Here is a 23,144-nt window from a genome sequence, read left to right as displayed (position 1 = left end):
CGTGCGCGGTTTCGATGGATGACCAGCCCCTTTTGGACAGAGAGAGGGCGGATATCCCGCGCGGATTCTCTTGAAGTCTCTCCTACCCTCCGGAGGTCTGATGGGCGGCGTGAACAATGCGCGGGGCGTCGGTGTGCCGATGGTCTTCGGCGAGCACCTGGTGACGGTGTCCGCCGAAGGATCGAAAGTGGCCGTGCTACCGGAAGGGGAGCAGCCCCCGACGCGTCTCCGCCCGGTCGTGGGGACCCTGCCCCAAGCACCCCTCGTGCTCTACGGGCGCGACAGCGAGACCGCGTCCGTCGTCCGCGCGCTGGAGGCGGGACGCACCCTGCACGTGCGCGGAGGTGCGGGCGTCGGCAAGAGCAGCCTGCTGCGCAAGGCGGCGCACCTGCACGGCGGCACCGGCCTCGTCCACCTCGACGCCACCGGGCGCGACACCGGAGACCTGCTCCAGGACATCTTCGAGGCGTGCTTCGACGCGCCCGGGCACCGCCCCGCCGAGGCCGAGGCGCGGCGGCTGCTCGCCGACGTCCCCGTACGCCTGATCATCGACGATCTGGCCCCCGCCGCCGTCGACAGGATCCTCGACGCGGTGCCCGCGGCCGGCGTCGTCTTCTCCGGCACCGCGCGCTCCGGACTCGGCGACGACGCGGTCCTGAAGGTCGAGGGCCTGGAGCGGGTGCCCGCTCTGGCCCTCGTGCGCACCGCGCTGGGCCGCGGCGAGGAGGAGGCGGACGCCGCACGCGCCGAGGCGCTGTGGCGCGCCACCAGCGGGGAGCCGCTGGCGCTGCTGCGGGCCGTCGCGAGCGCCGCGGGCGGCGAACTCCCGCCGCCCGCCCGGGTCGGCGACCTCGTGCCCGCGCTCATCGACGCGCTCGACGAACCGGTCCTGCGCGTTCTGAGCCTGCTCGCCCTGCCCGGCTGCGGCGCGGTCCGCCCGGCCCTGCTGGACGACCTCCTGCCGCTCGGCTCGGCGGGGGCGGATCGGCTCACCCGGATCGGTCTCGCCGTGGAGACCTGCGACGGGTACCGGATCGCGCCCGGCCCCGTCATCGCCCCCAACCCCGGCGCGTCCGACGTGCGCGCCGTCGCGCGGGTCCTGCGGGCCTGGGCGGGGGCGCCCGGACGGACGCCGGAGGAGGTCGCCGCGCACGGCGACCTCATCGCCGCGGTGGTCGCCGCGGCCTCCCGGACGGGCGACCCGGAGTCCGGGGGCCTGCTGGCGCGCGCGGCCTCCGAGGGCGCCGCCCGCTCGCTGCGGCTCGGTTCCTGGGGCCGGATCCTCGAACAGGGCAAGGCCGCCGCTGAGCGCGCAGGGGACCGCCGCACCCTCGCGCACCTGCTGCACGAGGACGGGGTGCGGCTCCTGCTCAGCGGGCGCAGGGCCGCGGCCTCCTCCGCGCTGGCCGCGGCCGCGGTGCTGTGGCGGGAAATCGGCGATCCCGTCGGGGCCGGCCTCACCGAGGACGCCCGCGAGACGGTCCGGCACGGCTCGTCGGTCGACCTGGGCGTCGAGTCCCCGGGCTCGGCGTCCGCCCCTCCCCGTGGCGCGCCCGCCGCGGCCACGGCACGCCCGCAGCCTCCGGAGCCGCGTGAGGAGGCCAAGGCGCAGCGCGGCAACGGCAAGGCGCGCCACGCACTGCCCGCCTCCCGCCGCCGCGTCAGGACGGCGCTCGCCGGTGGCCTGGCGGCCGCCGCGCTCGCGGGAGGCTACGCCGGGGTCAGCGCCGCGACCGGCGACACCGTCGCGGTCCGGCTCACCGTCCGCACCCACGTCGCGGCGGTGGAACTCCCCGGCGAGTCCACGTGCACGCCCGCCGGAACGGGGACCGACTGCACGACGGTCGTCGACGCGCGCAAGGGCGAGGCCACCGCGGTCACCGTCGGACCGCGCGCCTCCAGGGGCGTTCAGCTGCGGTACTGGGGCTGCGACGAAGGCCCCGTGTCGGAGGCGTGCACCGTCACGGCCGAACGCGACCACGTCGTGTGCGCGACGACTGCGGGCCCGCGCGACGCCGCGGCCCGCCTCGAGTGCGAGGCGCTCACCGCCGGCAACCCCGTCGCGCCGGGGAGCGCCACGGGCAACGTGGCCCTGCGCGCGCCGACCCAGTGGCGGGTCGAGATCGAGGGCGCCCCCGCCGGATGCAGCCACGACACCGACGAGACCGGCGACACCGATCCGATCACCGGCCGGAGCCGGTGCGGGGAGTTCCGGCTGGCGATGGGCCGGTCGGTCACCCTCAAGGCCGTCATCAGCGGTCAGGTCCCGGCCAAGGGCCGGTATCTGTCGGAGTCCGCGATCGACCGGACCCCGCGCTGGTACGGCTGCGACGGGGCACCCGCGTCCACGACGTGCACGATCACCATGACGCGTGAGCGCCTCGACGCCGCCAAAGCGAACGGGGCGGCCTTCGCGGGGGTCGCCTGCATGGCCACCGCCAGCGAGTTCGACCTCGGCGCCCGCGCCATCTGCACCGACCTCACCGAAGGCCGAGGGCAGACCCCGTGAGCTGCGCCGTCAGATCGGGGAGTCGACGACCACGCGCAGCGGCCCGGTCGGCTGGATCGGCCAGAGCTGCACGAGATAGTGCTCCACACCCTCCAACGCCCGGAGCGCCGCCTGGAACTCGGCGTTGAAACCGTCGCGGAACCTGTCCAGCAGGTCGTCGTAGAGCCGGGCGATCTCGGCGCGGTGCCTGGTCCGGACGGCGAGGTGGTAGCGGCCGACCCCGCCCGCGAGGCGGACGCCGTGCAGCACCGGCTCGCCCGTCGCGACCGACGCCGCGATCGCCCCGCGCAGGTACAGCTCGCTGAACGCCTCCTGCTCCCACGGGCCGGGCGACGACGGCGGCTCGGTGTCCCACTCCTCGAGCAGGAGGGTGATGGCGACGTCGTCCTGAAGGCTGCCGATCCACATCTGGTCGTAGCCGACGCTCACCAGGGCGGTGCCCGGAGGCGGCGGTGCCTGGAGGCTCGTCGGGTCCGAGCCCAGGTCATGGACCCGGAACATGCCCTTCTCCGGGTGCAGCCGCACACCCACGCTCAGCAGCCTGCGACTCACGGTCTCCCTCCCCGGTAACGGCGACCACAGGGAACACATCCTCCCGTACCGCCCATGACGAACGCCACTGTAGGCAATCGCGGCCGCGCGCGCCGGGAATCGCCCGTGTCGCCTCCGCGAGGCCTCCGCCCTTCCCGGCTACGTTGGCCGGATGCGAGAGCGGATGCCGGGATGGCTGCCGCGGGCGTTCCTGCTGGCGGCGCTGTCGGTCCTGGCGTTCCTCGCGGGACTCTGGATTCTCGAACGCCTCCAGGGCCTGCTGATCCTCCTGCTGGTCTCGCTGTTCCTGTCGTTCGCGATCGAGCCCGCGGTGAACGCCCTCGCGCTGCGCGGCTGGCCGCGCGGCCTGTCCACCGCACTGATCTTCATCCTGCTCCTCGTCCTCTTCGCCGCGTTCGTCGCCCTTCTCGGCAGCCTGCTGGTCGATCAGATCCAGAACCTCGTGAACGACTTCCCCTCCCGCGTCAACGCCGTCATCTCCTGGGTGAACCGAACCTTCCGCCTCGATCTGTCCCCGTCGGACATCACCGATCAGCTCGCCCAGATGCGCTCGAACATCGACGGCTACTTCACGTCGGTGGCCGGGAACGTCTGGGGCATCGGAACCGGAGCCGTCTCCGTGCTGTTCCAGACCTTCGGCGTCGCCCTGTTCACCTTCTACCTGTGCGCGGACGGGCCGCGCCTCCGCCGGGCCGTCTGCGCGTTCCTGCCGCCCGCCCGGCAGCGCGACGTGCTCCGCGCCTGGGAGATCGCCATCACCAAGACGGGCGGCTACCTGTACTCGCGCCTCATCCTCGCGATCTTCTCGGCGGTCGCGCACTTCGTGGCGCTGCAACTGCTCGGCGTCCCCAACGCGATCACCCTGGCGATCTTCGTGGGGCTCGTCTCGCAGTTCATCCCCACCATCGGCACCTACATCGCCGGTGCCGTCCCCGTCCTCGTCGCGCTCGCCCAGCGTCCGTCGACCGCCCTGTGGGTGCTGCTCTTCATCGTCGCCTACCAGCAGTTCGAGAACTACGTCCTGCAGCCGAAGGTCACGGCCGCCAGCATGGACATGCACCCCGCCGTCGCCTTCGGCCTCGTCATCGCGGGCGCCTCCCTGCTCGGCGCCCCAGGGGCGATCCTCGCACTGCCCGCCGGAGCCACCATGCAGGCCTTCCTCACCACCTACATCCGCCGCTACAAGGTCGAAGACCACCCCCTCACCACCTGAACGCCTCAGAGGCCGAGGCTCCGCCGGATCAGGGCGTCCACTCTCCGCCACGCCGGTGACGCGCCGTTGACGGCACGCTGCATGAGCGCCGGGACCTCGGAGTCGATGCCTTGCCCGGGCGGCCTTCCGGTGCCGTAGCGCTCCAGGGTGGCGCGGACGATCCGCTCCGCCAGCAGCGCGACGGCGGGGTCATCGGGATCGACGCCGTGGATGCGGTCGTGGTCGAGGAAGAGCCGCCGCAGGCCGGGGTCGGCGACGGACCCGGCCTGGTCGGACAACGCCGCCGCGGCGTCCTGCGGGTGCGTGGTGAACAGCAGGAGCCACAGGTCGGCCTGGAGTTCCACCCACCGTTCGCTGAACCCGTACCGGCGCAGCCGGTCGAGGTGGGCGCCGACCCCGGGCGGCAGGAGGTCGGCGTCGCCGTCGGCGAGGCGGCGCAGGCGTTCCCGGGTCCGGTGGAGGTCGTCGATGCGGGCCGAGAGTTCGGCTTCGACACCGCGGAGCGCGGCGGGCAGATCGGCGTCGGTGGCGGCGCGCAGCTCCCGGATGCGGGAGAGCGGGACGCCCGCCTCGGCGAGCGCGCGGATCTTGATGAGGTCGACGGCGTGCGCGGCGGTGTAGCGCCGGTAGCCCGAGGAGTCGCGCTCCGGCTCGGGCAGCAGGCCCTTCGCGTGGTAGACGCGGATCGTCTTGACCGTCACACCCGCGTACCGGGCCAGCCGTCCGATGGTGATCACGGCTCCATCCTCCCGGATTGACCCTGCCCCAGGGGCAGGGTCGCATCCTGCTCCCATGACGCACACGACCCCCGACCGGGACACCCTCCGAGCCCTCGCCGACGAAGGCAACGAACTCGCCTTGGACCGCCTCGCCGACCTCGCCGACACCGAAGGCGACCTGGCCGAGCTGAACGACCTGCTGGACGAGGGCTCGGAACGCGCGGGCCTCCTCCTCACCCGCCGCGCCGCCGCCGCCGGAGACCTCCGCGAACTCCAACGCCTGGCCGACGCCGACGCCCCCACCGCCTCCGAAGCACTCACCCAAGCACTCTCCACCCCCACCCCCTGACCACCCCCCGCCCCGTCCCCGCGCCGACCCTCGCGACGGGGCCGTCGCGCCGACTGCTTCCGCGCCGACCCGGCCCAGTCCTCCCACATCCAGCCGCCCCCGCGCCAGACCCGCCCCCGCCGACTGGTTAGGGCTTCTTGGTGGGAGGAAGTGTGGGGTGGGTGGTGAGGAGGGCGGCGGCTTCGGATAGATGGTGGGCGGCGATGGTGGTGGCGGTGAGGTGGGCGTCGAGGGCGGCGTGCAGCCAGGGCGGGGCGGCGGGATCCGTGCGGAGCCGGGCGGCCAGGACGCGGAGGCGCTGGGCGCAGGCGGCGACGGACTCGGCAGACGCGGCGAGTGCTGCGGCCTGGGAGCCGGCGGAGGTCATGGGCGGGGCTCCTCGGCGGGGTGGAGCGGGGCGGGGGCCTCGCGGCGGATGCGGGCCTCGGGGGAGACCCGGACGAGGAGTGGGCGGACGCCGTCCAAGGACAGGGCGCGCAGGGTTTCGGTGAAGGGGTGGGGTGCGGTGCTCGCGTGCAGGCGAAGACGCGGAAGGGTGTGCAGGACGGTGCCGGGGGCGTGGAGGTGGCGTGCCGAGCGGTCGGAATCGGCCCCCGTGTAACTCGGGTGGGACCCAGCTCGGGCGGGAAGGCGAGGGCCCAGGTCGCCCGCGAACGACACCAGCGGTTCCCCGTCCTCGGCCGCGGACGCCGCGAGGGACTTCGCGGTGACGCGGAGCTCGACCTCGGCCGAGTGCGCGGGGTGCGGCCACAGGGCCGCGGCGTGCAGCGCCTCGGCGGTGGTGACGAGCGAGGCCAGCGGGCGCAGGCCCGCGTGGCGCATGGCGGGCGGCCGCAGCGCGTCCCGCCAGAGCGCGCGCCGGTGCGGGCGCAGCGGCGAGTGCACCGCGAGGCTCAGCGTGATCTCGCGGTACGGGCCGAGCGCCCCGGCGCGGTGGTCGGTGAGGTGCAGGACCGCCAGCGCCCGAGAGCCGAGCACGACCGGGTGTGCGGACGTGCCGGCGAGGACGTCGGCGGCGGCTTCGGCGCGGACGGCGAACCACGCGGAGACCGCCGTGGCCTCCCGGGTGAGCAGGGGGACCGTGACGGGCCCCGCCGGTCCGGCGACACGGTGGGTGGGCACGGTGAGGAACGGGAAGCCCGGTGGCACGGGCGCGTGGTCCAGGAGGCGGTAGAGGCGGCGCCGGACGATCGGCCCCGTGTAGGAGGAGAGCTGGGCCTCCAGGTGGGCGCGCGCCTCGGGCAGGTCGTCGCGGAGATTGGCCGCGTACTGCTCCAGCGCGTGGCAGGCAGGGAAGAGGTGCGTGCCGTCGGTGTAGTCCACGACGTACCAGTCGGGGTGCAGCGCGAAGCAGTTCCCGGCGCCCTGGCCGTCCAGGGTCGGGATGATGTCGTGGTGGTTGGTGATGCTGGAGACGCGGGTCGCGGGGGAGGCGGGCTGCTTGAAGTCGATCGGTGCTCCGATCGCGATCACGTCGGTGAGGTCGTGCCGCGCGTTGAACGCCGGGTCCTGCGCGAGGCTCATCACCGCCGAGCCGCCCGCGCTGTGCCCGACGAACGCCACCTGCGCGCCTTCGGGAATCCCGTACTCGGCGACCGCCGCGGCCAGGGAGCGGCTGTAGGGGCCCGAGTCCAGGACCGTGCTGCTGAACGCGCCGAGCAGGTCGGCGGGGTGCTCGGTCTGCGGTCGGCCGATCCGCATGCCGGGAGCGAGGACGACGTACCGCTCCATCCCGTCGGGTCCGCGCACCGTCTGCACCAGCGCCCGCCCGGTCGGCCGGATCACCTGGAGGTCCGCGAGGTAGTCGAAGAAGGACCCTTGCGGGCTGAGCCGGGCGGTCTCGTGCGGCGCGGGCTCCACCGGGACCGCCGCGCCCCGTCCCCGGTCGATCGCGGCGATGACCCGGTTGCTCATGCCGGTCAGCGGATCTGCCGTCGCGGTGCCCATACCGGTGGCGATCAGCCAGGCCGTGGTGTCGTTCAGCGGGTTGCGGTCCAGTAGCGCGCGCAGGGCCAGGAGTTCGCCGAAGATGGGCGCGATCCCCGACAGGGCGCGTGCGGCGCCCCGGTCCCTGACCAGCGCGTAGAGCGCGCGCCCGGCGGCGAGGTCGCTGTCGGCGGCGACCGCCTCCAGCAGGGTGCGCAGCTTCGGATCGTCGCCCAGTTCGGGATGGGCGCGGGCGACCACGGCGATCCGCAGCCGGAGCGAGGTGGTCATCACCCGGATCGGGAGGCTGCCGGCGCCCACGAGCCCGCCGAGCTTGGCGCCGAGGGTCCCGGTGCGTCCGCCGGTGGCGGCCCAGCCGAGCCCGCGCCGGTCGGTCAGCGCCCGCAGCAGCGCGCGCTGGGCGCGCAGCCCGGTGCCCGGTGAGCGGCGCAGCGAGGCCGCGAGCGCGGGGTCGCCCAGCACCGCGGTGGCCCGCCCTGCCGCCTCCCGCAGCGTGTGGGCGATCTCGGCCAGCTCGCGGGCCGCGGCCCGTAGCCGGGCGTCGGCGTCGCCTTCGAGATCGCTCATGCCGGAGCTCCCCGCCAGGTCATGCTGACGAACCGGGGCGCCGGATCCTCGGGGATGTTGCGGTGCAGCACGTCCGACAGGCTCCGGGTACGGCCGATGATCTCCATTCCGAGGGGCGTGAACGTGGCTGCGTTCGCCACGCGCGGGCCCAGCAGCGGATTGGTGAGCGCCTGGGAGAAGGCGTCGATGGCGATGATCTTGGTGAGCAGCGGCGGCAGGATCGCCTTGGCCGACCCCGGCTCCTCGGCGAAGAGCCCCACGTACAGTTCGAGGTCGTCGACGCTCCCGTACAGATCGGCCAGCGCCTCGTGCACCCGCGGATCGCCCGACACCTGGTCGAAGCGGCGCACGCGGGGGAAGCGGCAGTGCTCCCGGTAGTCGTTGTAGGGCGCGAGGCCGAGCGCCCGGCCGTCGGCGATCGAGGAGACCTCGACCTCGCGCAGCGCCGGATCCGTGTTGAACAGGCCGATCCGCCCGGCCCGCTGCTCCGAGGCGTCCTCGAACAGGCGGCCGAGCCCGGGACCGGGGATCAGCGCGCCGCCGAACAGGGTCTGGGCCAGCGGCACCTCGCGTCCGCCGACGTCGAGGGCGCCCGGGATCAGGCTGTGCCAGCGGTAGACGAGGTTGAACTCGACCGACGCCCAGTTCTGCCGGTGCCAGGGCGCGCGCGCCAGGGTGCGGCCGAGGCGGGGGTCGAGCAGGAACCGGAAGTGGTAGGGCGTGATGTGGTTGATGTACTCCTCGACGACGATCTTGATGACCTCCACGATGACGATGTTGCGGGCCGTCTGGAACAGCCGCTCGTCGTCCCAGCCCGGGTTCTGCTCGGCCAGCAGCCGGGCCACCCGGTTGTGCTCGCGCAGGAAGAGCACGGTCATCAGGGTGAAGCCCACCTGGACGTTCCCGCGGTCGCCGCCGAGGGCGAAGAGGGTGTCGCGGTGCTCGGGCGGCAGCATCTCCATCCGCACCGCCGACAGGGCGGCGAACTCCCGCTTGATCTCGCCCTTCTCGCACAGGTAGGGCGGGAACTCGCCGCCGTTGACGATCTGGCTCTTCAGCAGGCCCCCCTCGTGCGCGCGGATCGCGCGGGTGGCCCGTTCGTCCAGCCCGTACAGCGGGTTGAGGTCGACCTCGTGGTTGGAGGTGCTGCGCCGGGGATCGCGCGGCTCGGCGGACTCCCCGCGCAGGAACCCGTCGGTGAACCACTGCGCGAAGTACGCGAACAGCACGGTGGACCGTGGGCACGGATCCATCGGGCCTTCGCGGGTGAAGAGATCGGCAGCCTTGTCGACCGACGGGCGTCCGCTCTCAACGGCCTCTGACGGGGGCAGGTGACGCCCTGCGTAGGTGCGGTCGGTGAGGGACGTCCAGGACGTGTAGGGCGCGAAGGTGCTCAGCGGTTCGGGGCGGGCGGGCATCTCGCGCACCGCCTGGTCGATGAGCACGGCGTTCAGCCCGCGCCGCAGCGGCGTGGCGGTCTCGGCGAGCCGCCACAGCGGGCGGGCGTGGGTGAGGGCGAGGAAACGCAGGCGGTTGACCGCGCCGTCGGAGGAGATTCCGCGGGCGCTGCGGCGGCTCATGCGCGCGGCTCCTTCCAGGCGGGGGAGTCCATGTGCAGCAGGAGGCCGTCGGGGAAGACGCCGCGGTCGCGCACGATGGCGCCCTCCGTGCGCAGTCCCGGTCGCAGAAGGAGCCGCCGAAGGGTCTCGGCGATGACGGTGCGCCCGGGGTGGACGCCGACGCAGCCGTGCGGGCCGTGCCCGAAGTGCAGCAGGGTGTGCGCGGGACGGTCGAGCCGGAACTCGTTCGGCGCCGCGACCGCCGCCTCGTCGAACATCGCCGAGGCGACCGCGGCGAGCACCGGCCCGCCCGCCGAAAGGTGGGCGCCCGAGGCCAGGACGTGCTCGCGGGCGCGGTAGCGGATGATCATCTTCAGGAACGGGTCGAAGCGCAGCGACTCCCACACGAACGGCTCGAACCGGTCGGGGTCGCGGGCCGCCTCGGCGGCGCGGGCGAGCAGCGGGGGATGGGCGAGGAGATGGGCGAGCACGTTCGTCATCGAGCCTGCCGCGTTCTCCACGAACCCCAGGAGCAGCCCGGCGACGTTCACCGCGATCCGCTCGTCGTCGAAGCCGAGTTCGGCGGGCAGGCGGGTGCGCACGAGCCTGCCCAGGATGTCGGCGCCCTCGGGGCCCGCCCTGCGCTCGGCGACGAGGGCCCGCAGGTGGTCCATCATCTCCTTGCCCGCCTCGACCGACGCCGCGCGCACGGCGGGATCGCCGGCGAGGTTCGCGGTCACGTCGGTCATCACCGCGCGGGACCAGCGCGAGAGCGTCGCCGGATCCGGACCGGGAAAGCCGAAGTACTCGGCGCAGACGGCCAGCGGCACGGCCCGGAACAGTTCGGCGACGGCATCGACGCGGCCGCCGCCGGCGTCGAGCGCCGCGTCGGCGAGGGAGCCGGTGAGGGCGCGGAGTCCGGGCACGTCCTCCGGCGCGAGCACGACCTGCATCAGGCCCTTCTCGCGCCAGTTGAGCGGTGTGCCGTCGCGCGTCAGCAAGTTGGGCGCGCCGAGCGCGGCCTCCATGGGCGGGGCGTAGGCGGCGACGGTGAAGGAGTCCGGCCGGGACAGGACCTCGGTGACGTCGGCGAACCGGGTGACGAGGGTGAACGCCGGTGTGGCGAGCACGGGTCTGCGCGCGCGCAGCTCGGCGAACAGCGGCCGCCAGTCGGTGCGCAGCCAGGCGGCCAGCAGCCCGAGCGCCGCTGCGGGATCGCTCTGCTGGAGCGCGTCGTACTTGGCGAGATAACCGTCGGTGTCCATCGGGCCTCCACGCGAGGGGGAGTGATCGGCCGGACTCGCAGGGTAAGCAGGAGATCGCACCGGTCGCAAGGGAGATATCGCACAGAGTACGCGAACCACATCGCTGGGTGAGGTTCATCTGTCCATGAGGTCACTACCGACCGTTACGCAACCCCGGTCCAATAAGGACGAACCAGTCACGGGGAGGCCTCATGTCCGATGGGTCCAACACGGATGTCCGGGGGACCGTCCCGGTCTCGCAGGCCCGCCGGCACGCCTACCTCGTGGTGCTCGTCGTGCTCCCGCTGGCGGCCCTGGCCGCCGGGGCGCTCGCCGCCTGGGGGCGGGGCCTGGGCCTGCGCGATCTGCTCATCGCCGCGTTCTTCTACACGGTGAACATCTTCGGGATCAGCGTGGGATACCACCGGCTGCTCACCCACCGGTCGTTCAAATGCGCCAGGCCCGTGCGGGCGGCGCTCGTCGTCTGCGGCGCGCTCGCCCTCCAGGGGCCGCCTTCGCTGTGGGCCGCCGAACACCGCCGCCACCACAAGTACGCCGACCTGCCAGGCGACCCGCACTCACCCTGGGCGCACGGAGACCGCGGTCTCGGGCCGCTGCGCGGCCTGCTGCACGCCCAGGTCGGCTGGTTCTACACCGCGCGCCGCCGCTCCAGCCGCGCGCACTGGGTCCCCGACCTGCTCGCCGATCCCGACATCCGCCGGATCGACGCCGCGTACGTGTACCTCGCCGCGGCGTCGTTCCTGCTGCCCGCCGCGCTCGGCGGACTCCTCTCATGGTCCTGGGCCGGATTCTGGACCGCCCTCTTCTGGGGAGGGCTCGTGCGCTACGCCGTCGTCCATCACGTCACGTGGTCGGTGAACTCGGTCGCGCACCGCTTCGGCCACCGCGACTTCACCACGCGCGACAGGTCGACGAACATCGCCTGGGTGGCGGTGATCACCTTCGGCGAAGGCTGGCACAACTGGCACCACGCCGATCCGACCTGCGCGAGGCACGGCGTCCTCAAGGGGCAACTCGACGCCAGCGCGGGTCTGATCCGGCTGCTGGAGAGGCTCGGCTGGGCCCATGACGTGCGCTGGCCCGATCCGGCACGCCTGAGCACCCGGATCTCCCGCGCGGTGCGGTGAGCGCGCCGCCGCCGAGACGCGGCGCGCCCGCCGCGGCCCGGGGGTGCGGGCGCGCCGGCGGGCGCGAAGGCGCGGGGCTCAGAGCCGGACGCCGATGGGAGGCCTCAGAGCTGGATGCCGAAGAACAAGGCGGCGAGCGCGGTGACGAGGCCGATCGCGCCCCAGGCGGCGAGGCCGGCCTTGTTCTTGGCCTTGGTGTGCAGGAAGGTCGCGACACCGGACAGGACGACGAAGCCGAGCTTGACGTGCAGGGTGGTCTGCCCGGGGTAGTCCTCCGGCAGTTCCAGCATGTTCCACACGCCGGTGGCGATGAGGACGGCGAACGCGGTCCAGGCGATCTGGTTAAAGCGCCGCGCGGCGAGCTTGGGCAGGCCCTCGTAGCCGCGCAGGAGCGGCACGAGCGCGGCCAGGGTGATCTGGCCGCCCACCCAGACGGTGGCGGCGAGCACGTGGAGGAAGAGCCGGATGTTCTCGGAGGTGACGGCGAGCACGGGGGAGCCTCTCGGTTCGGGGTTCGCGTGCGCCAGCGTATTGCAGGGTCGCGCGGGGCTCACAGCGGGTCACCCGCACCCCCGCGGACCGGGTGAGATGGTCGAAAGTTCGCTGTTGTGTCGATGGTTCGGCCTGCTGGGAGGCAGTATGTGAACGTGGAAGATCTCGTGCGGTTCCTGAAGGAGAGACTAGACCGGGACGAGGCCGTGGCCCGGGCCTGTGCGGGCGCGCCCTGGAGCGTGGGCGCGGGCGGAACGGTGCGGGTGTCCCCGGACGACGCGGCGACGCGGCAGGAGTGGGCGAGGCTGGGATTCGTGGCCAGAGCCGAGAACGCCTCGTATGCCGAGCACATCGCCCGGACGAGCCCCCAGCGCGCGCTGGGCGCCGTCGCGGCCCACAGGTCGATCGTCGAGACCTACGAGAAGTACGCGCTCAAGGGGCCCTGCGCGCCGGAACTCGGTCTGCTCGGAGCCCTCCTGCGCACTCTCGCCGCGCAGTACTCCACCCACCCCGCCTACCGGGCCGAGTGGTCGCTCTGACGGGCGGGGCCGCCGGTAAGGGAAACCTCACTCGCAGGTGAGATCGCGTCGACGGTCGCAGGGCCCGGCGAAACCGAGCAAAGGGCGGTGACCAGGGCTTATCGGGCTGTGGATGACGACGGGGTTCTGTCGGTGGGCCGGGTTAGCTTGGCCGCATGAATGATCGACGAAGTACTTCAGGCGGCTCATCGCGCAGGCCGCCCGGCCCCGCGCCGGAGCGGACCATCGGCCCGGACGACTGGGAGTGGCGGCATCTCCAGGGCGAGGAGTTCCACCGGGTCCTGTTCACCGATCTCGACCTCATGGAGACGGAGGTGCGGGGCTGCCGGTTCACCGAGTGCGTCTTTCGCAACGTCCGGCTGAACGCCTCGGTCCACGCCGACACCGCGTACGTCAACTGCACGTTCGTCAGGTGCACGCTGTTCGACGCCTCGTTCACCGGGTGCAAGACCTCCGGGACGTCCTTCGACGGTTGCGACTGGGGGCTGCTCAAGGTGCACGGCGGCGACTGGTCGTTCACCGCTCTGCCCCGCGCGGATCTGAGCGGCAGCGAGTTCCTGGGGGTGCGGCTGCGCGAGGCCGACCTCTCCGCCGCCCGGCTCGACGGCTCGAAGCTGCGGGACTGCGACCTGTCCGGTGCCGCCCTGCGCGCCACCACGCTCACCGGCTGCGATCTGCGCGGCAGCGCCCTGGGAGACCTCGACCCGCGCACCGCGTCGATGAAGGACGCGACCATCGACCCCGCCCAGGCGGCCCAACTCGCCCTCAACCTCGGCCTGGACGTCCGTCCGTTAGATCTCCGGGACCCGCCGCCCGCCGAACCCGCGCGATCCGCACCGCGAAGCCGCCTCCTGCGGAGCGCGGCGCGCGCTTGCCGCCTCGCGCGGCCCTCGGTGTGCGGTCGCCTCGTACGGGCTCAAGCGAGTGCCTTCCGCCTCGTGCGGGATGCGGCACGTGTCTGGCGGCGATTCGATCTCGCTCGGGTCTCCGGCAGGGTCGGGCCGGAGAGCTCGCGCGTGGAGGAGGCGTGCCCTCCGGGCTGGGGGCCCTCCCGCTCGCTCGGGTGCCGGGGGGCGAGGGTGCCGGAGCAGGTCGCGGGGGGAGGGCCCAGTCCCTTCTTCGAAGGCGCGGGGTCGGGAGGTCCGTCAGGCGGGGATGACCGGGAGGGTGATGAAGGAGGGATGGCCCAGGGTCTGGGTGGAGGCGACCCGGGCCGGGTGGACGTCGAAGCGGGGGTAGTTCGAGGCGGCGACGGCGACGCGGATCCGGTGGCCCGGCAGGAAGACGTGGCTCGTGGCGATCAGGTCGACCTCGTGGCGGATCATGCCGGAAGAGGAGCGGACGATGCCGTCGGCGACGTTGAACGCCCGGCCGTCGGGGTGCACGTCGACGAGCTTGACGGTCCAGTCGGAGCCCGGCGCGGTCGTCGAGCCGTGCAGGACCGCGGTGAGCTCGCCGGTGACCTCCAGCGGCTCGGTGAGCGGCTCGGTGGTGAAGGCGCGCACGCCCGGGTGGGAGCCGGTCGGCTCCTGGCGCCGCGCGCCGACGTTGCGGCCGTCCGCCAGCAGGAGGTTGCCGCCCAACGTCGGGACCGGGTTCCCGGGATCGTGCGGGAAGACCGTGGGGGCCGCGTCCTCGGCGGCGGGCCCCGCGGCGAGCACGCCGCCGGGGTGCAGGTGGTACTCGGTCGGCACGGCGCGCTGCAGCGGCCACTCCTGCTCGTCGCGCCACTCGTTCCGGCCCATCACGAAGATCTTCACGGGAGCGCCGCCGTCGTTGCCGAGGAGGTGGCCGAAGTGCTCGGCCTCCAGCATCGCGGCCTGGGCGGAGGCGCGGGGGCCGAAGTTCAGGTCGCCCGCGGTGCCGTCGCGGCCCAGGTGGGTCCACGGGCCGACGATGAGGCGCCCGCCCAGACGGCGGTGGTTCTCCAGGGTGCCCTTGAGGAAGATGTCGAACCAGCCCGCCGTGTGCAGGACCGGGACCCCGATCCGGTCATGCCGCAGTGTCTCGGCCAGCTCCGCCCAGTACTCGTCGCGCTCGGGGTGCTCGACCCACGCGCGCCAAGCCGGGAACACCTCGCCGACGGGCTGGTCGGCCGGCGGCACCGCCGCGTCGGGCACACCGGTCATGAGCTGGGAGGCGGTGCCCAGCCTGCCGAACGCCGCGGCGTCGCCCGAGCGGGCGTCGTGCAGTGCGCCGAGCAGGCCCTGGAGCGCGGCCCACTGGTGGGCCGAGCCGAACGCGAACGCGCCGCCGAGGTAGTTCAGCCCGTCGTAGAAGTCGTGCGGGGTCATCGTGGCGACCACGGCCTTGAGCCCTTCGGGGCGCTCGGCAGCGAGCTGCAGCGCGCAGCCGGCGAGATAGGACATGCCGGTCGCGACGACCTCGCCGTTGGACCACGGCTGCGCCCTGATCCACGCGACGGTGTCGGCGCCGTCGCGGCCCTCGTGGATCCACGGGCTGAACTCGCCGTCGCTGTCGCCACGTCCCCGGCAGTGCTGGAGCACGACGGCGAGTCCCGCCTGGAGATAGGAGGTCACCGGCTCGCCGCGCAGCGTCTGCTCGCCGTAGGGGCTGCGCACGAGCACAGTCCTGTGCCCCTGGCCGTCCGCCGGATGGTGCACGGACGCCCGCAGCACGGTGCCGTCCCGCATCTCGATCGGCTGCCCGTGCACGGTCGTGACCGGAAGGACCGGCACGTCGATCTGACCCATCGGAGATCTCCTCGCTTACAAGGGGGTGGTGCCCAGATCACGCGGCCAGGTCGAGCTGACTGCGCGCTCGGGCCGGGAGGGGCGGGCGCTTGGCAGGGCGTTCGGACGGCGTGGACGCTCCGGCGGCGTGTGCGCTCGGGCGGCGCGGGTGTTCGGGTGGGGAGCGGATGTCCGGCCGGGGCGCTCGGCTGGAAGGGGTGTTCGGACGGTGTGTGGTGCCCGGGTGGTGCGGGTGTCTGGGCAGAGGCGGACGGGCGGGGCGGGCGACTGGGTGGTCTGGGTCTTGGAGGGGCGGGGTGCCGGGTGGGGGTGGGAGGCGGATCTCGGGTGGGGTCAGGGGAGGGTGTAGGCGTCGTAGATGACGGCGTCGGGGGTGCGGCGGGCGGTGGCCACGGCGATGGTGCGGGTGAGCCAGGTGTAGGCGGGGGCCGAGGTCTCGAAGGTGAGGGTGAGGCGGAAGTAGTAGTCGGAAGGGGAGACGGGCTCGCCGGCGGCGAGGCGGGCGAGGACTTCGGGAGGGCCGTGGCGGTAGCCGCGGGTCTGGAGGTAGAGGAGGGCGCCGTCGTGGGTGCGCAGGGTGTAGCGGGTGTCGATGGAGGCCGAGCCGTCGTCGCGGACGAGCTGCCAGTCCGCGCCGCCCGGCAGGACCTCGCCGTTGAGGCCGGGGCCCTGGAAGGAGCCGCCGGTGATGGCGATGACGCGGCGGTCGCCGAGCGGGGTCCGGCCGAGGTGCAGGATCGGGTCGAGGGTGACGCGGAACGTGGCGAGCGGGACGAGGCCGGGCGCTTCGCCCGGCCCGACCGACCAGGACTCGCGCTCGTTCAGCGCGGCGGGCGCGAAACCCGCGACCTGCTTGTAGCGCAGGGAGATCTCCTCGCGCTCCGCCCGCGGGATGACCTTCTCGATGTCGTCGAAGCCTTCGGGGGCGCGCTCGTGGGCGAGGCCGAGGACGAGTTCGGGCCCCATGCCGCGGTTGGCCGTGACGATGCCGGAGGTCGCGGGCCGTCGCGCCTCCTCGTAGGCGGCGAGGCCTTCCGCGACGCTCGGCGCGGTGGCGAGGGCGCGGGCGAGGACGCGGGCGTCGAGGATGGCCTGGGAGGCGCCGTTGGAGCCGATCGGGTACATCGGGTGGGCGGCGTCGCCGAGCAGGGTGACGTTCCCGTGCGTCCAGCGGAGGAGCGGGTCGCGGTCGACCATCGGGTACTCGAAGACCTGGTCGGCGCCCGCGATGAGGGACGGCGCGTCGAGCCAGCCGAAGTCCCAGTCGGCGAAGTCGGCGGCGACGGCGGCGGGCGGGACGGCGCGGTTCCAGTCGCCCAGCGACCGGTTCGCGGCGGACTCGCCGGTGGGGCGTTCGGCGATCCAGTTGATGGGGGCGAGGCCGTCACGGCCGGCCGGGCCGATCGGGTAGGCGACGAACTTGTCGCGCCCGTTCCCTGCCATCACCATGCTCGCGCCGGTGCGGAACGGGGCGGCGCGGGTGACGCCGCGCCACAGCGTGAGGCCGTTCCAGATCGGCTCGCCCTCGTCGGGGAACAGCGCGGCGCGGACCGTCGAGCGGATCCCGTCGGCGGCGACGAGGACGTCGGCGTCGTGTCCGGGCCCGGTGACGGGGTCGCCGCGGCGCACCGCGTCCGGCCCGAGCCGTTCCTCGACGGCCGCGAGGAGCATCATCTGGAGCGCACCCCGGTGCACCGAGTACTGCGGCCAGCGGTATCCGGCGCTGAGGCCGCGGTCCTCGGCGGAGATGACGTGCCCGTACCGGTTGGCGTAGACGAGTTCGCGCAGGGGCACGCCGAGGGCGGCGACGCGGTCGGCGAGGCCGAGTTCGGTGAGCTCGCGGACGGCGTGCGGCAGCAGGTTGATCCCGACGCCCAGTGGCCGGATCTCGGGGACGGCCTCCCGCACGACGATGTCGGTCACCCCCGCCGCGTGCAGGCTCAACGCGGTGGTGAGCCCTCCGATCCCCGCTCCTGCGATGATGACGCGCATCACGACAACCTTATTCAACTCGGCCATATTGTTACAGGCGTAACAATATGGACCAGCAGTGCCGTGGAGGGCAAGTGGAGGATTACGAGACCCTGGCCAGGGAGGGCATCCCGAGGGTCGCGCCGGACGCCGACGTCGACCTGTTCTCGCTCGCCTACAACGTCCTGCACGTCTCCTACCAGCTCATCGGCGACCTGGAGGGCGCCGTGCACCGGCCGCGCGGCTGGACCCTGCCGGGCTTCCGGCTCATGTTCAAGCTCTGGCTCCTCGGCCCGACCATGCCCGCCCGCCTCGCCGAGCTCTCCGCGATGAGCCGCTCGGCGGTCACGAACGCCGTCCACACCCTGGAGCGCTCCGGCCTCGTCGAACGCGGCAGCTCGCCGACCGATCGCCGCGCCGTCCCCGTCGCGCTCACCGAGAAGGGCGAGGCCGCCGTCCGCGAGGCCTTCGAACTCCAGGCCGCCCGCGAGGCCTCCTGGTTCGCCGCGCTGAACCAGGAGGAGCGGGCCACCCTGACGGACCTTCTGCGCCGCGTGGCCGAGACGCGGCCTGCCTGATCGCGCCGAGCGAGCGAGCACGATCCCCCCACGGCCGCGCAGCGCGACGCCCCGTGCCGCCCCGTGCCGTGCCGTGCCGTGCGCGAGAAATATAGAGACCTTCTCTAGAGAAGGTCTCTAAGAATGCGTAAGGTGCCGCGTATGGCGAAGACTGTGGTGATCACGGGAGCCGGGCGCGGCATCGGGCTCGCGACCGCGCGGGAACTGGCGGGGCAGGGCGAGCGGGTGGTCGTCGTCGCGAGGCGGCGGGAGCAGGGAGAGGCGGCCAGGGCCGAGGTCGGCGGGGACGCGGAGCTCGTCGTCGGGGACCTCGGGACGCGGGCCGGCGTGACGGAGCTCGCGGCGGAGCTGCGGAAGCGGTTCCCCGAGACCGACGCGCTCGTGCACAACGCGGGAATCTGGCCGGCGAAGAAGGCGCTCAACGACGACGGGTTCGAGCAGGCGTTCTTCACCAACCATCTCGCGCCCTTCCTGCTCAACCACCTCCTGGAGGACCTGCTCAAGGCGAACGGAGCACGCGTCGTGCAGGTGACGGCGGGCCTGTACCCGAAGGGAAGGGTGGACCCGGAGAGGACTCCGCAAGGGCTCGACTTCCATCCGATCCGCACCTACGCCGACACCAAGCTGGCGAACCTGATGACGGTGCCGCTGTTCGCCGAGCGGTGGCAGGATGCCGGGGTGACCATCACCGCGGTGCATCCCGGGGTCATCCGCACCGGTCTCGGCGACCGGCGGGGTCTCCTCGGGCTGCTGCTGAAGCTCGTCAAGCGCTCCTGGGCCGCCCCGGAGGAGGGCGCCCGCCCCATCGCACGGCTCGTGGCAGAGCCGTCCCCCGCTCTCTACTACGAGGAGCTGAAGCCGACGGAGCTCGTGCCGCCCGCCACCGACACCGCGCTGGCCCGCCGCCTGTGGGCCGACGCGGCGCGGGCGTGCGATGTCGCCTAGGCACCGCACCACGCCGCGCACGGTCGAGCGGCTGCTGGAGGTCGCCCTCGCGGTGTTCGCCCGTGAGGGCCGCGAAGGGTTCACGATGAGCGCCGTCATCAAGGAGAGCGGCGTCAGCAGCGGCAGCCTCTACCACCACTTCGGCAGCTTCGACGGCCTCGCCGCCGCGCTCTACGCGCGCTGCATGGGCGCGCTGCTCACCTCGGTCGCCGAGGCGGTCGAGGAGTGCGCGGAGGCCGCGGACGGAGTGCGCGCCGTGCCGTCGGCCTACCTCGCGTTCGCGCGCGGGCACCGTGACGAGATGGCCTTCATCCACGCCTCGGCCTACGCGGCCTACCTGCCCGCGCACGCCGGAACGGTCGAGGCGGTGAAGGCCCCGCAGCTCGCCCGGATGACGGACTGGCTGGCGCCGCACGTCGCGGCGGGCCGGGTGGTGGCCCTGCCGCCCTCCCTGCTGGAGATGCTCCTCATCGGGCCGGTCGCCGAGACCGTCCGCAGATGGCTGGCCGACGCTCCCGGCATCGACCTCGCCGAGGCCGAGCGCCTGCTGCCCGAGCGCCTCTGGCACGCGGTCCGGGCCTGAGCCGGGTCGGCGCCGGACGGCCGGGCGGAGAACTCGGGACGCGACGCGCGCCGCCGCGCCGAGCCGTGCGAATGTGCGGCCCGCGCCCGGAACGCGCGGTCAGAAGGGCGAGGCGAGGGCGTCCATGGCTTCGCGCATGACGTCGGGGAGGGAGCGGGCCTGGTCGTCGTCGAGCCACAGGTTGGTGGCGGCGCGCATCGACGCCAGGAGTGAGGCGGCGATGACGCGGGGGCGCACGCTGGTGTCGTCGTCGCGTTCCGCGATGAGGGCGGCGAGTTCCTGCTCCAGCCGCATCAGGTTCGCGAGTTGGCGGGCGAGGAGCGTAGGGTGCCGCCGGGCGAGGAGCGTGCGCGCTATCCATTCGCGGTCGGGTTCGGCGAAGCCGCCGAAGAGGTCCAGGGTCGCGGTGCTCAGGGCGGTCCAGCCGGACTCCTCGGCGGGACGCTCGCGGAAGGCGGCCAGCAGCCTGCGGTGGCGTTCCTCCTCGCCGTACATGAGCGCGTCGGCCTTGTCGGAGAAGTAGTTGAAGAAGGTGCGGCGCGAGATGTTGGACGCCTCGGCGATCGCCTCGACGGTGACGTTCTCGTACCCCGCCTCGACGGTCAGCCGCATGGCCGCGCGGTACACGGCCAGCCTGGTCTCGGCCTTCTTCCGCTCGCGCAGGCCCTGCGTTCCTGTCATGCGCACATCCTAGAGGTGTCGGATCGCACAGTCGCGGAATAACTGCACTTGATGCAAAGTTGCATCGCGTGCAATAGGCTCTCGACGCTTGAACACAGCGGAGGAGAAACCGAGTTGACCGTCGTCGACGCTCCGGGGGATCGGATGACCCACCGGCAGATAATGAAGCCTTTCAGCGCCCTGCTCGCCGTGCTCGGCGTGGGCATGCTGAGCGCGACCGTCGTGTCGGTCGCGCTGCCGCAGATCATCGGGGATCTCGGCGGCACCCAGTCGCAGTACACCTGGGTCGTCACCGCGGCCCTGCTCGCCACCACCGCCACCACCCCCCTGTGGGGAAGACTCGCCGACCTCTTCGACAAGAAGACGCTGCTCCAGGCCGGCATCGTGCTGTTCGCGATCGCGTCGGTCGCGTGCGGCCTCACGCAGAACACCGAGCAGCTCATCGCGTTCCGCGCCATCCAGGGCGTCGGCATGGGCGCGGTGCAGATCCTCGTCCAGGTCGTCATCGCCGCGCTGATCCCGCCGAAGGAACGCGGTAAGTACAACGGCTACCTCGGCGGCGTCATGGCGCTCGCCACCGTCGGCGGGCCGCTCATCGGCGGCCTCATCGCCGACTCGCCCCTCGGCTGGCGCTGGTGCTTCTTCATCATGCTGCCGTTCCTGGCCATCGCGTCGTTCGTGCTCCAGCGGTCGCTGCACGTCGAAGCGGTGAAGCAGACCAACGTCAAGATCGACTTCCTGGGCGCCGGGCTCATCGCGGCGGGCGTCAGCCTCCTGCTCATCTGGGTCACGTTCGTCGGCGACGAGTACGCCTGGATCTCGTGGCAGACCCTCGCGATGGTCGGCGGGACCATCGTCATCCTCGCGCTCGCGGTGCGGGTCGAATCGCGCGCCTCGCGCCCCGTCGTGCCGCTGCACATCGTCACCCAGCGCACGCCCGCGCTCGCCATCGTCGCCAGCCTCTCGGTCGGCATGGCGATGTTCGGCGGCGCGGTCTTCCTCGGCCAGTACTACCAGATCGGCCGCGGCTACTCCCCGACCGAGGCGGGCCTGCTGACGTTCCCGATGATGCTCGGCGTGCTGGTGTCGTCGGCCATCTCGGGCCGCATCATCTCCAAGACCGGCAACGTGCGCCCGCACGTCATCACCGGCCTCGTCGTGCTGCTGTGCGGCTTCATCGGGATGTCGACGATCGACCACGAGACCAACCTCGTGGTGCTGGGCGTCTTCATGGCGATGATCGGCGTCGGCGTCGGCATGTCCATGCAGAACCTCGTGCTCGTCGTGCAGAACGGCGTCTCGATGAAGGACATCGGCGCGGCCAGCGGCGCGATGACGTTCTTCCGGTCGCTCGGCGGCACGATGGGCGTGTCGATCCTCGGCGCGGTCCTCGCCTCGCGCGTCGCCACGTCCATCACGGACGGGCTCAAGGAGGCCGGCATCCCGGTGAGCGGCGACCAGGGCGGCACCCTCGACATCGCGGCGATGCCCGAGCCCATCAAGCAGATCGTGCGCGCGGCCTACGGCGACGCCACCGGCCACATCTTCCTGGTGTCGGCGGGAGTGGCGGTCATCGGCCTGGTCGCGACGCTGTTCCTGCGCCCGCCCGCGCTGCGCTCGACGTTCGAGCTGCCCGAGGAGCTGGAGGCCGCGGGCGAGGCGAAGGCCGCAGCCGCCGCGTTGGCGGGAGCCGCCGACCTGACGGCGGAACTCGACCTCGAAGACGGGTCCGCCAAGGCCGGGAAGGCCGGAGAGCAGACCTGACGACCGGCGGCCGGGGCGCGCCCGGCCGCCGTCGAGGGGCGCCGTTCCGAGGAGGTGTCGGGCGGCGCCCTTTCGCGTCCGCGCCTAGCAGCAGGCGGCTACCGTGCGGGCGCCTTGCCGGCGGGACGCCGGTACCTCCGCCATCTGTACCGGCGCATGACGGGCACGGCCAAGCGCGCTGGGAGATGCCGTACCGGAGTGGGCGTGACGCGTACGACGAGCTTGACGGCCGTCATGAACGCGGCGAAGGCGAGCTTGCGGGACGGGGTCCACGGCAGCCCGTACTGCGCGCGGATCGGCTCGGGCAGGAGCCCTGTCGTGACGAGCCGGAAGAGGACGAACGCGGGGAACAGGACGCCGGGCAGCCCGGCCCCGCTGAGGACGGCACGCGCCTGCTCGCGTCCGTGGTCGTCGACGCGCAGGGTGCGGACCATCTCGTCCCAATAGGCGTCGAAGGCCGCGACGTCGTCGGGGAGCGCCTCGCGGGGCGCGCCCAGGAGTTCGGCGAAGACGACGGCCTGCTGGTAGTACTCCTCGTCCCGGTCGGGCGTGAGCGGCCCGTTCGTCCGCGCGTGGAGGTCGCGGGCGACTTGGAAGAGTGTGGCCTGCACCCAGAGCAGGAGTTCGGGGTCGTGCGCGGTGTAGTCGGGCCCGTTGACGACGTCGTGGGCGCGCATCGCCGACCAGGCGACGCGGTGCGCCTCGTCCTTGGTGCCGAAGACCACCATCGCGAGGTAGTCGAGGGTGGACATGAGGCGGCCGAAGGGCCCGGTCTGGAAGGTGCTGTGCTCGGCGACGCCTTGGGCGACCTTGGGGTGGGCGAGCTGGAGCAGCAGGGCGGGGCCGCCGCCGAGCAGGCCGAAGGGCTCGCGGGAGATCTGTCGGATGGCCGAGCGCTCGGTGAAGAAGCCGTCGTCCATGGGTGTCCTCCTGGAAGGGGGTGCCCGAATCGTAGGCCGGACCCGGCATTTGCGTAAGGGGTCACTTATGTGTGCGCCGTCACTCGTGCGAGACTCGGGGAAGGCCGGTATTTCCGGCGCGTCGAGGCCCGATCAATGGGGTATATCCGG

At 73.0% G+C, this 23,144-nt stretch carries 20 protein-coding genes and 1 pseudogene; 10 read left to right on the top strand and 11 right to left on the bottom strand.

What is annotated here, in order from left to right; all coding sequences use genetic code 11:
* Positions 1 to 109 precede the first annotated feature (109 nt).
* Complete coding sequence (locus ACYVOM_RS20770; protein WP_460305085.1) at positions 110 to 2,509, top strand: hypothetical protein; 2,400 nt, start codon at positions 110 to 112, stop codon at positions 2,507 to 2,509.
* A 9-nt stretch (positions 2,510 to 2,518) separates the two neighbouring features.
* On the opposite strand, the gene ACYVOM_RS20765 is transcribed toward ACYVOM_RS20770, so the two are convergent.
* Positions 2,519 to 3,061: a hypothetical protein gene (locus tag ACYVOM_RS20765; protein ID WP_460305084.1), complete on the bottom strand. Its 543-nt coding sequence runs from the start codon at positions 3,059 to 3,061 to the stop codon at positions 2,519 to 2,521.
* A gap of 151 nt (positions 3,062 to 3,212) precedes the next feature.
* On the opposite strand from ACYVOM_RS20765, the gene ACYVOM_RS20760 reads away from it, so the two are divergent.
* The gene (locus ACYVOM_RS20760; protein WP_460305083.1) at positions 3,213 to 4,274 is read left to right on the top strand and encodes an AI-2E family transporter; all 1,062 of its coding nucleotides are present in this window, start codon (positions 3,213 to 3,215) and stop codon (positions 4,272 to 4,274) included.
* 5 nt (positions 4,275 to 4,279) lie between these two features.
* On the opposite strand, the gene ACYVOM_RS20755 is transcribed toward ACYVOM_RS20760, so the two are convergent.
* Positions 4,280 to 5,011, bottom strand: a complete 732-nt coding sequence (locus tag ACYVOM_RS20755; RefSeq protein ID WP_460305082.1) for a MerR family transcriptional regulator — start codon at positions 5,009 to 5,011, stop codon at positions 4,280 to 4,282.
* 55 nt (positions 5,012 to 5,066) lie between these two features.
* Between ACYVOM_RS20755 and ACYVOM_RS20750 the strand changes: the two genes are divergently transcribed.
* The gene (locus ACYVOM_RS20750) at positions 5,067 to 5,342 is read left to right on the top strand and encodes a hypothetical protein (RefSeq protein ID WP_460305081.1); all 276 of its coding nucleotides are present in this window, start codon (positions 5,067 to 5,069) and stop codon (positions 5,340 to 5,342) included.
* 127 nt (positions 5,343 to 5,469) lie between these two features.
* Here the strand turns inward: ACYVOM_RS20750 and ACYVOM_RS20745 are convergent, their stop codons facing one another.
* Genes ACYVOM_RS20745 through ACYVOM_RS20730 form a run of 4 tightly spaced genes read right to left on the bottom strand, consistent with a single transcriptional unit; the run spans position 5,470 to position 10,680 of the window.
* Complete coding sequence (locus ACYVOM_RS20745; RefSeq protein ID WP_460305080.1) at positions 5,470 to 5,709, bottom strand: hypothetical protein; 240 nt, start codon at positions 5,707 to 5,709, stop codon at positions 5,470 to 5,472.
* Positions 5,706 to 7,856, bottom strand: a complete 2,151-nt coding sequence (locus tag ACYVOM_RS20740) for a hypothetical protein (RefSeq protein ID WP_460305079.1) — start codon at positions 7,854 to 7,856, stop codon at positions 5,706 to 5,708. Before ACYVOM_RS20740 ends, ACYVOM_RS20745 begins: the two co-directional genes overlap by 4 nt.
* A complete protein-coding gene (locus ACYVOM_RS20735) occupies positions 7,853 to 9,436 on the bottom strand; it encodes a peroxidase family protein (RefSeq protein ID WP_460305078.1) in 1,584 nt (527 codons plus the stop codon). Before ACYVOM_RS20735 ends, ACYVOM_RS20740 begins: the two co-directional genes overlap by 4 nt.
* The gene (locus ACYVOM_RS20730; RefSeq protein ID WP_460305077.1) at positions 9,433 to 10,680 is read right to left on the bottom strand and encodes a cytochrome P450 family protein; all 1,248 of its coding nucleotides are present in this window, start codon (positions 10,678 to 10,680) and stop codon (positions 9,433 to 9,435) included. The genes ACYVOM_RS20735 and ACYVOM_RS20730 overlap by 4 nt, the downstream gene beginning before the upstream one ends.
* A gap of 191 nt (positions 10,681 to 10,871) precedes the next feature.
* On the opposite strand from ACYVOM_RS20730, the gene ACYVOM_RS20725 reads away from it, so the two are divergent.
* The gene (locus tag ACYVOM_RS20725) at positions 10,872 to 11,807 is read left to right on the top strand and encodes an acyl-CoA desaturase (protein WP_460305076.1); all 936 of its coding nucleotides are present in this window, start codon (positions 10,872 to 10,874) and stop codon (positions 11,805 to 11,807) included.
* A 104-nt stretch (positions 11,808 to 11,911) separates the two neighbouring features.
* Here the strand turns inward: ACYVOM_RS20725 and ACYVOM_RS20720 are convergent, their stop codons facing one another.
* A complete protein-coding gene (locus ACYVOM_RS20720) occupies positions 11,912 to 12,298 on the bottom strand; it encodes a hypothetical protein (RefSeq protein ID WP_460305075.1) in 387 nt (128 codons plus the stop codon).
* 150 nt (positions 12,299 to 12,448) lie between these two features.
* On the opposite strand from ACYVOM_RS20720, the gene ACYVOM_RS20715 reads away from it, so the two are divergent.
* Positions 12,449 to 12,838: a DUF6221 family protein gene (locus tag ACYVOM_RS20715; protein ID WP_460305074.1), complete on the top strand. Its 390-nt coding sequence runs from the start codon at positions 12,449 to 12,451 to the stop codon at positions 12,836 to 12,838.
* Positions 12,839 to 12,993: 155 nt separating this feature from the next.
* Positions 12,994 to 13,512: pseudogene (locus ACYVOM_RS20710) on the top strand (pentapeptide repeat-containing protein); the annotation flags it as partial.
* Positions 13,513 to 13,983: 471 nt separating this feature from the next.
* On the opposite strand, the gene ACYVOM_RS20705 reads toward ACYVOM_RS20710, so the two are convergent.
* Both ACYVOM_RS20705 and ACYVOM_RS20700 read right to left on the bottom strand, forming a co-directional pair.
* Positions 13,984 to 15,552 (bottom strand): CocE/NonD family hydrolase, encoded by a 1,569-nt coding sequence (locus ACYVOM_RS20705; protein WP_460305073.1) that lies wholly within the window; start codon positions 15,550 to 15,552, stop codon positions 13,984 to 13,986.
* A 333-nt stretch (positions 15,553 to 15,885) separates the two neighbouring features.
* Positions 15,886 to 17,544, bottom strand: a complete 1,659-nt coding sequence (locus ACYVOM_RS20700; protein WP_460305072.1) for a DUF3237 family protein — start codon at positions 17,542 to 17,544, stop codon at positions 15,886 to 15,888.
* A 74-nt stretch (positions 17,545 to 17,618) separates the two neighbouring features.
* Here ACYVOM_RS20700 and ACYVOM_RS20695 point away from each other — a divergent pair, with 74 nt between their 5' ends.
* From ACYVOM_RS20695 to ACYVOM_RS20685, 3 genes are all read left to right on the top strand, one after another.
* Positions 17,619 to 18,101, top strand: coding sequence for a MarR family winged helix-turn-helix transcriptional regulator (locus ACYVOM_RS20695; protein ID WP_460305071.1), 483 nt, complete (start codon positions 17,619 to 17,621; stop codon positions 18,099 to 18,101).
* Positions 18,102 to 18,242: 141 nt separating this feature from the next.
* Positions 18,243 to 19,046, top strand: a complete 804-nt coding sequence (locus tag ACYVOM_RS20690; RefSeq protein ID WP_460305070.1) for an SDR family NAD(P)-dependent oxidoreductase — start codon at positions 18,243 to 18,245, stop codon at positions 19,044 to 19,046.
* Entirely contained in the window at positions 19,036 to 19,629 is a 594-nt protein-coding gene (locus ACYVOM_RS20685) for a TetR/AcrR family transcriptional regulator (RefSeq protein WP_460305069.1), read from the top strand. Before ACYVOM_RS20690 ends, ACYVOM_RS20685 begins: the two co-directional genes overlap by 11 nt.
* 99 nt (positions 19,630 to 19,728) lie before the next feature.
* Here ACYVOM_RS20685 and ACYVOM_RS20680 read toward each other — a convergent pair whose 3' ends face one another.
* Positions 19,729 to 20,310, bottom strand: a complete 582-nt coding sequence (locus tag ACYVOM_RS20680; RefSeq protein ID WP_460305068.1) for a TetR/AcrR family transcriptional regulator — start codon at positions 20,308 to 20,310, stop codon at positions 19,729 to 19,731.
* Between the two features lie 162 nt (positions 20,311 to 20,472).
* Between ACYVOM_RS20680 and ACYVOM_RS20675 the strand changes: the two genes are divergently transcribed.
* Positions 20,473 to 22,074, top strand: coding sequence for an MFS transporter (locus ACYVOM_RS20675; protein WP_460305067.1), 1,602 nt, complete (start codon positions 20,473 to 20,475; stop codon positions 22,072 to 22,074).
* A 98-nt stretch (positions 22,075 to 22,172) separates the two neighbouring features.
* On the opposite strand, the gene ACYVOM_RS20670 is transcribed toward ACYVOM_RS20675, so the two are convergent.
* Positions 22,173 to 22,994 carry an oxygenase MpaB family protein gene (locus ACYVOM_RS20670; protein WP_460305066.1) on the bottom strand — a complete coding sequence of 274 codons (822 nt, stop codon included), beginning with the start codon at positions 22,992 to 22,994 and terminating at the stop codon, positions 22,173 to 22,175.
* Between the last annotated feature and the right edge of the window lie 150 nt (positions 22,995 to 23,144).

This window comes from Actinocorallia aurea (assembly GCF_054783995.1).
This window is presented reverse-complemented; position numbering and strand designations above follow the sequence as displayed.

Excerpts from the sequence above, each read along its gene's own strand:
- ACYVOM_RS20760 (WP_460305083.1), top strand. The coding sequence starts at position 3,213 with ATGCGAGAGCGGATGCCGGGATGGCTGCCGCGGGCGTTCCTGCTGGCG.
- ACYVOM_RS20750 (WP_460305081.1), top strand. The coding sequence starts at position 5,067 with ATGACGCACACGACCCCCGACCGGGACACCCTCCGAGCCCTCGCCGAC.
- ACYVOM_RS20745 (WP_460305080.1), bottom strand. The coding sequence starts at position 5,709 with ATGACCTCCGCCGGCTCCCAGGCCGCAGCACTCGCCGCGTCTGCCGAG.
- ACYVOM_RS20740 (WP_460305079.1), bottom strand. The coding sequence starts at position 7,856 with ATGAGCGATCTCGAAGGCGACGCCGACGCCCGGCTACGGGCCGCGGCC.
- ACYVOM_RS20735 (WP_460305078.1), bottom strand. The coding sequence starts at position 9,436 with ATGAGCCGCCGCAGCGCCCGCGGAATCTCCTCCGACGGCGCGGTCAAC.
- ACYVOM_RS20730 (WP_460305077.1), bottom strand. The coding sequence starts at position 10,680 with ATGGACACCGACGGTTATCTCGCCAAGTACGACGCGCTCCAGCAGAGC.
- ACYVOM_RS20725 (WP_460305076.1), top strand. The coding sequence starts at position 10,872 with ATGTCCGATGGGTCCAACACGGATGTCCGGGGGACCGTCCCGGTCTCG.
- ACYVOM_RS20705 (WP_460305073.1), bottom strand. The coding sequence starts at position 15,552 with ATGGGTCAGATCGACGTGCCGGTCCTTCCGGTCACGACCGTGCACGGG.
- ACYVOM_RS20700 (WP_460305072.1), bottom strand. The coding sequence starts at position 17,544 with ATGCGCGTCATCATCGCAGGAGCGGGGATCGGAGGGCTCACCACCGCG.
- ACYVOM_RS20690 (WP_460305070.1), top strand. The coding sequence starts at position 18,243 with ATGGCGAAGACTGTGGTGATCACGGGAGCCGGGCGCGGCATCGGGCTC.
- ACYVOM_RS20685 (WP_460305069.1), top strand. The coding sequence starts at position 19,036 with ATGTCGCCTAGGCACCGCACCACGCCGCGCACGGTCGAGCGGCTGCTG.
- ACYVOM_RS20680 (WP_460305068.1), bottom strand. The coding sequence starts at position 20,310 with ATGACAGGAACGCAGGGCCTGCGCGAGCGGAAGAAGGCCGAGACCAGG.
- ACYVOM_RS20675 (WP_460305067.1), top strand. The coding sequence starts at position 20,473 with ATGAAGCCTTTCAGCGCCCTGCTCGCCGTGCTCGGCGTGGGCATGCTG.
- ACYVOM_RS20670 (WP_460305066.1), bottom strand. The coding sequence starts at position 22,994 with ATGGACGACGGCTTCTTCACCGAGCGCTCGGCCATCCGACAGATCTCC.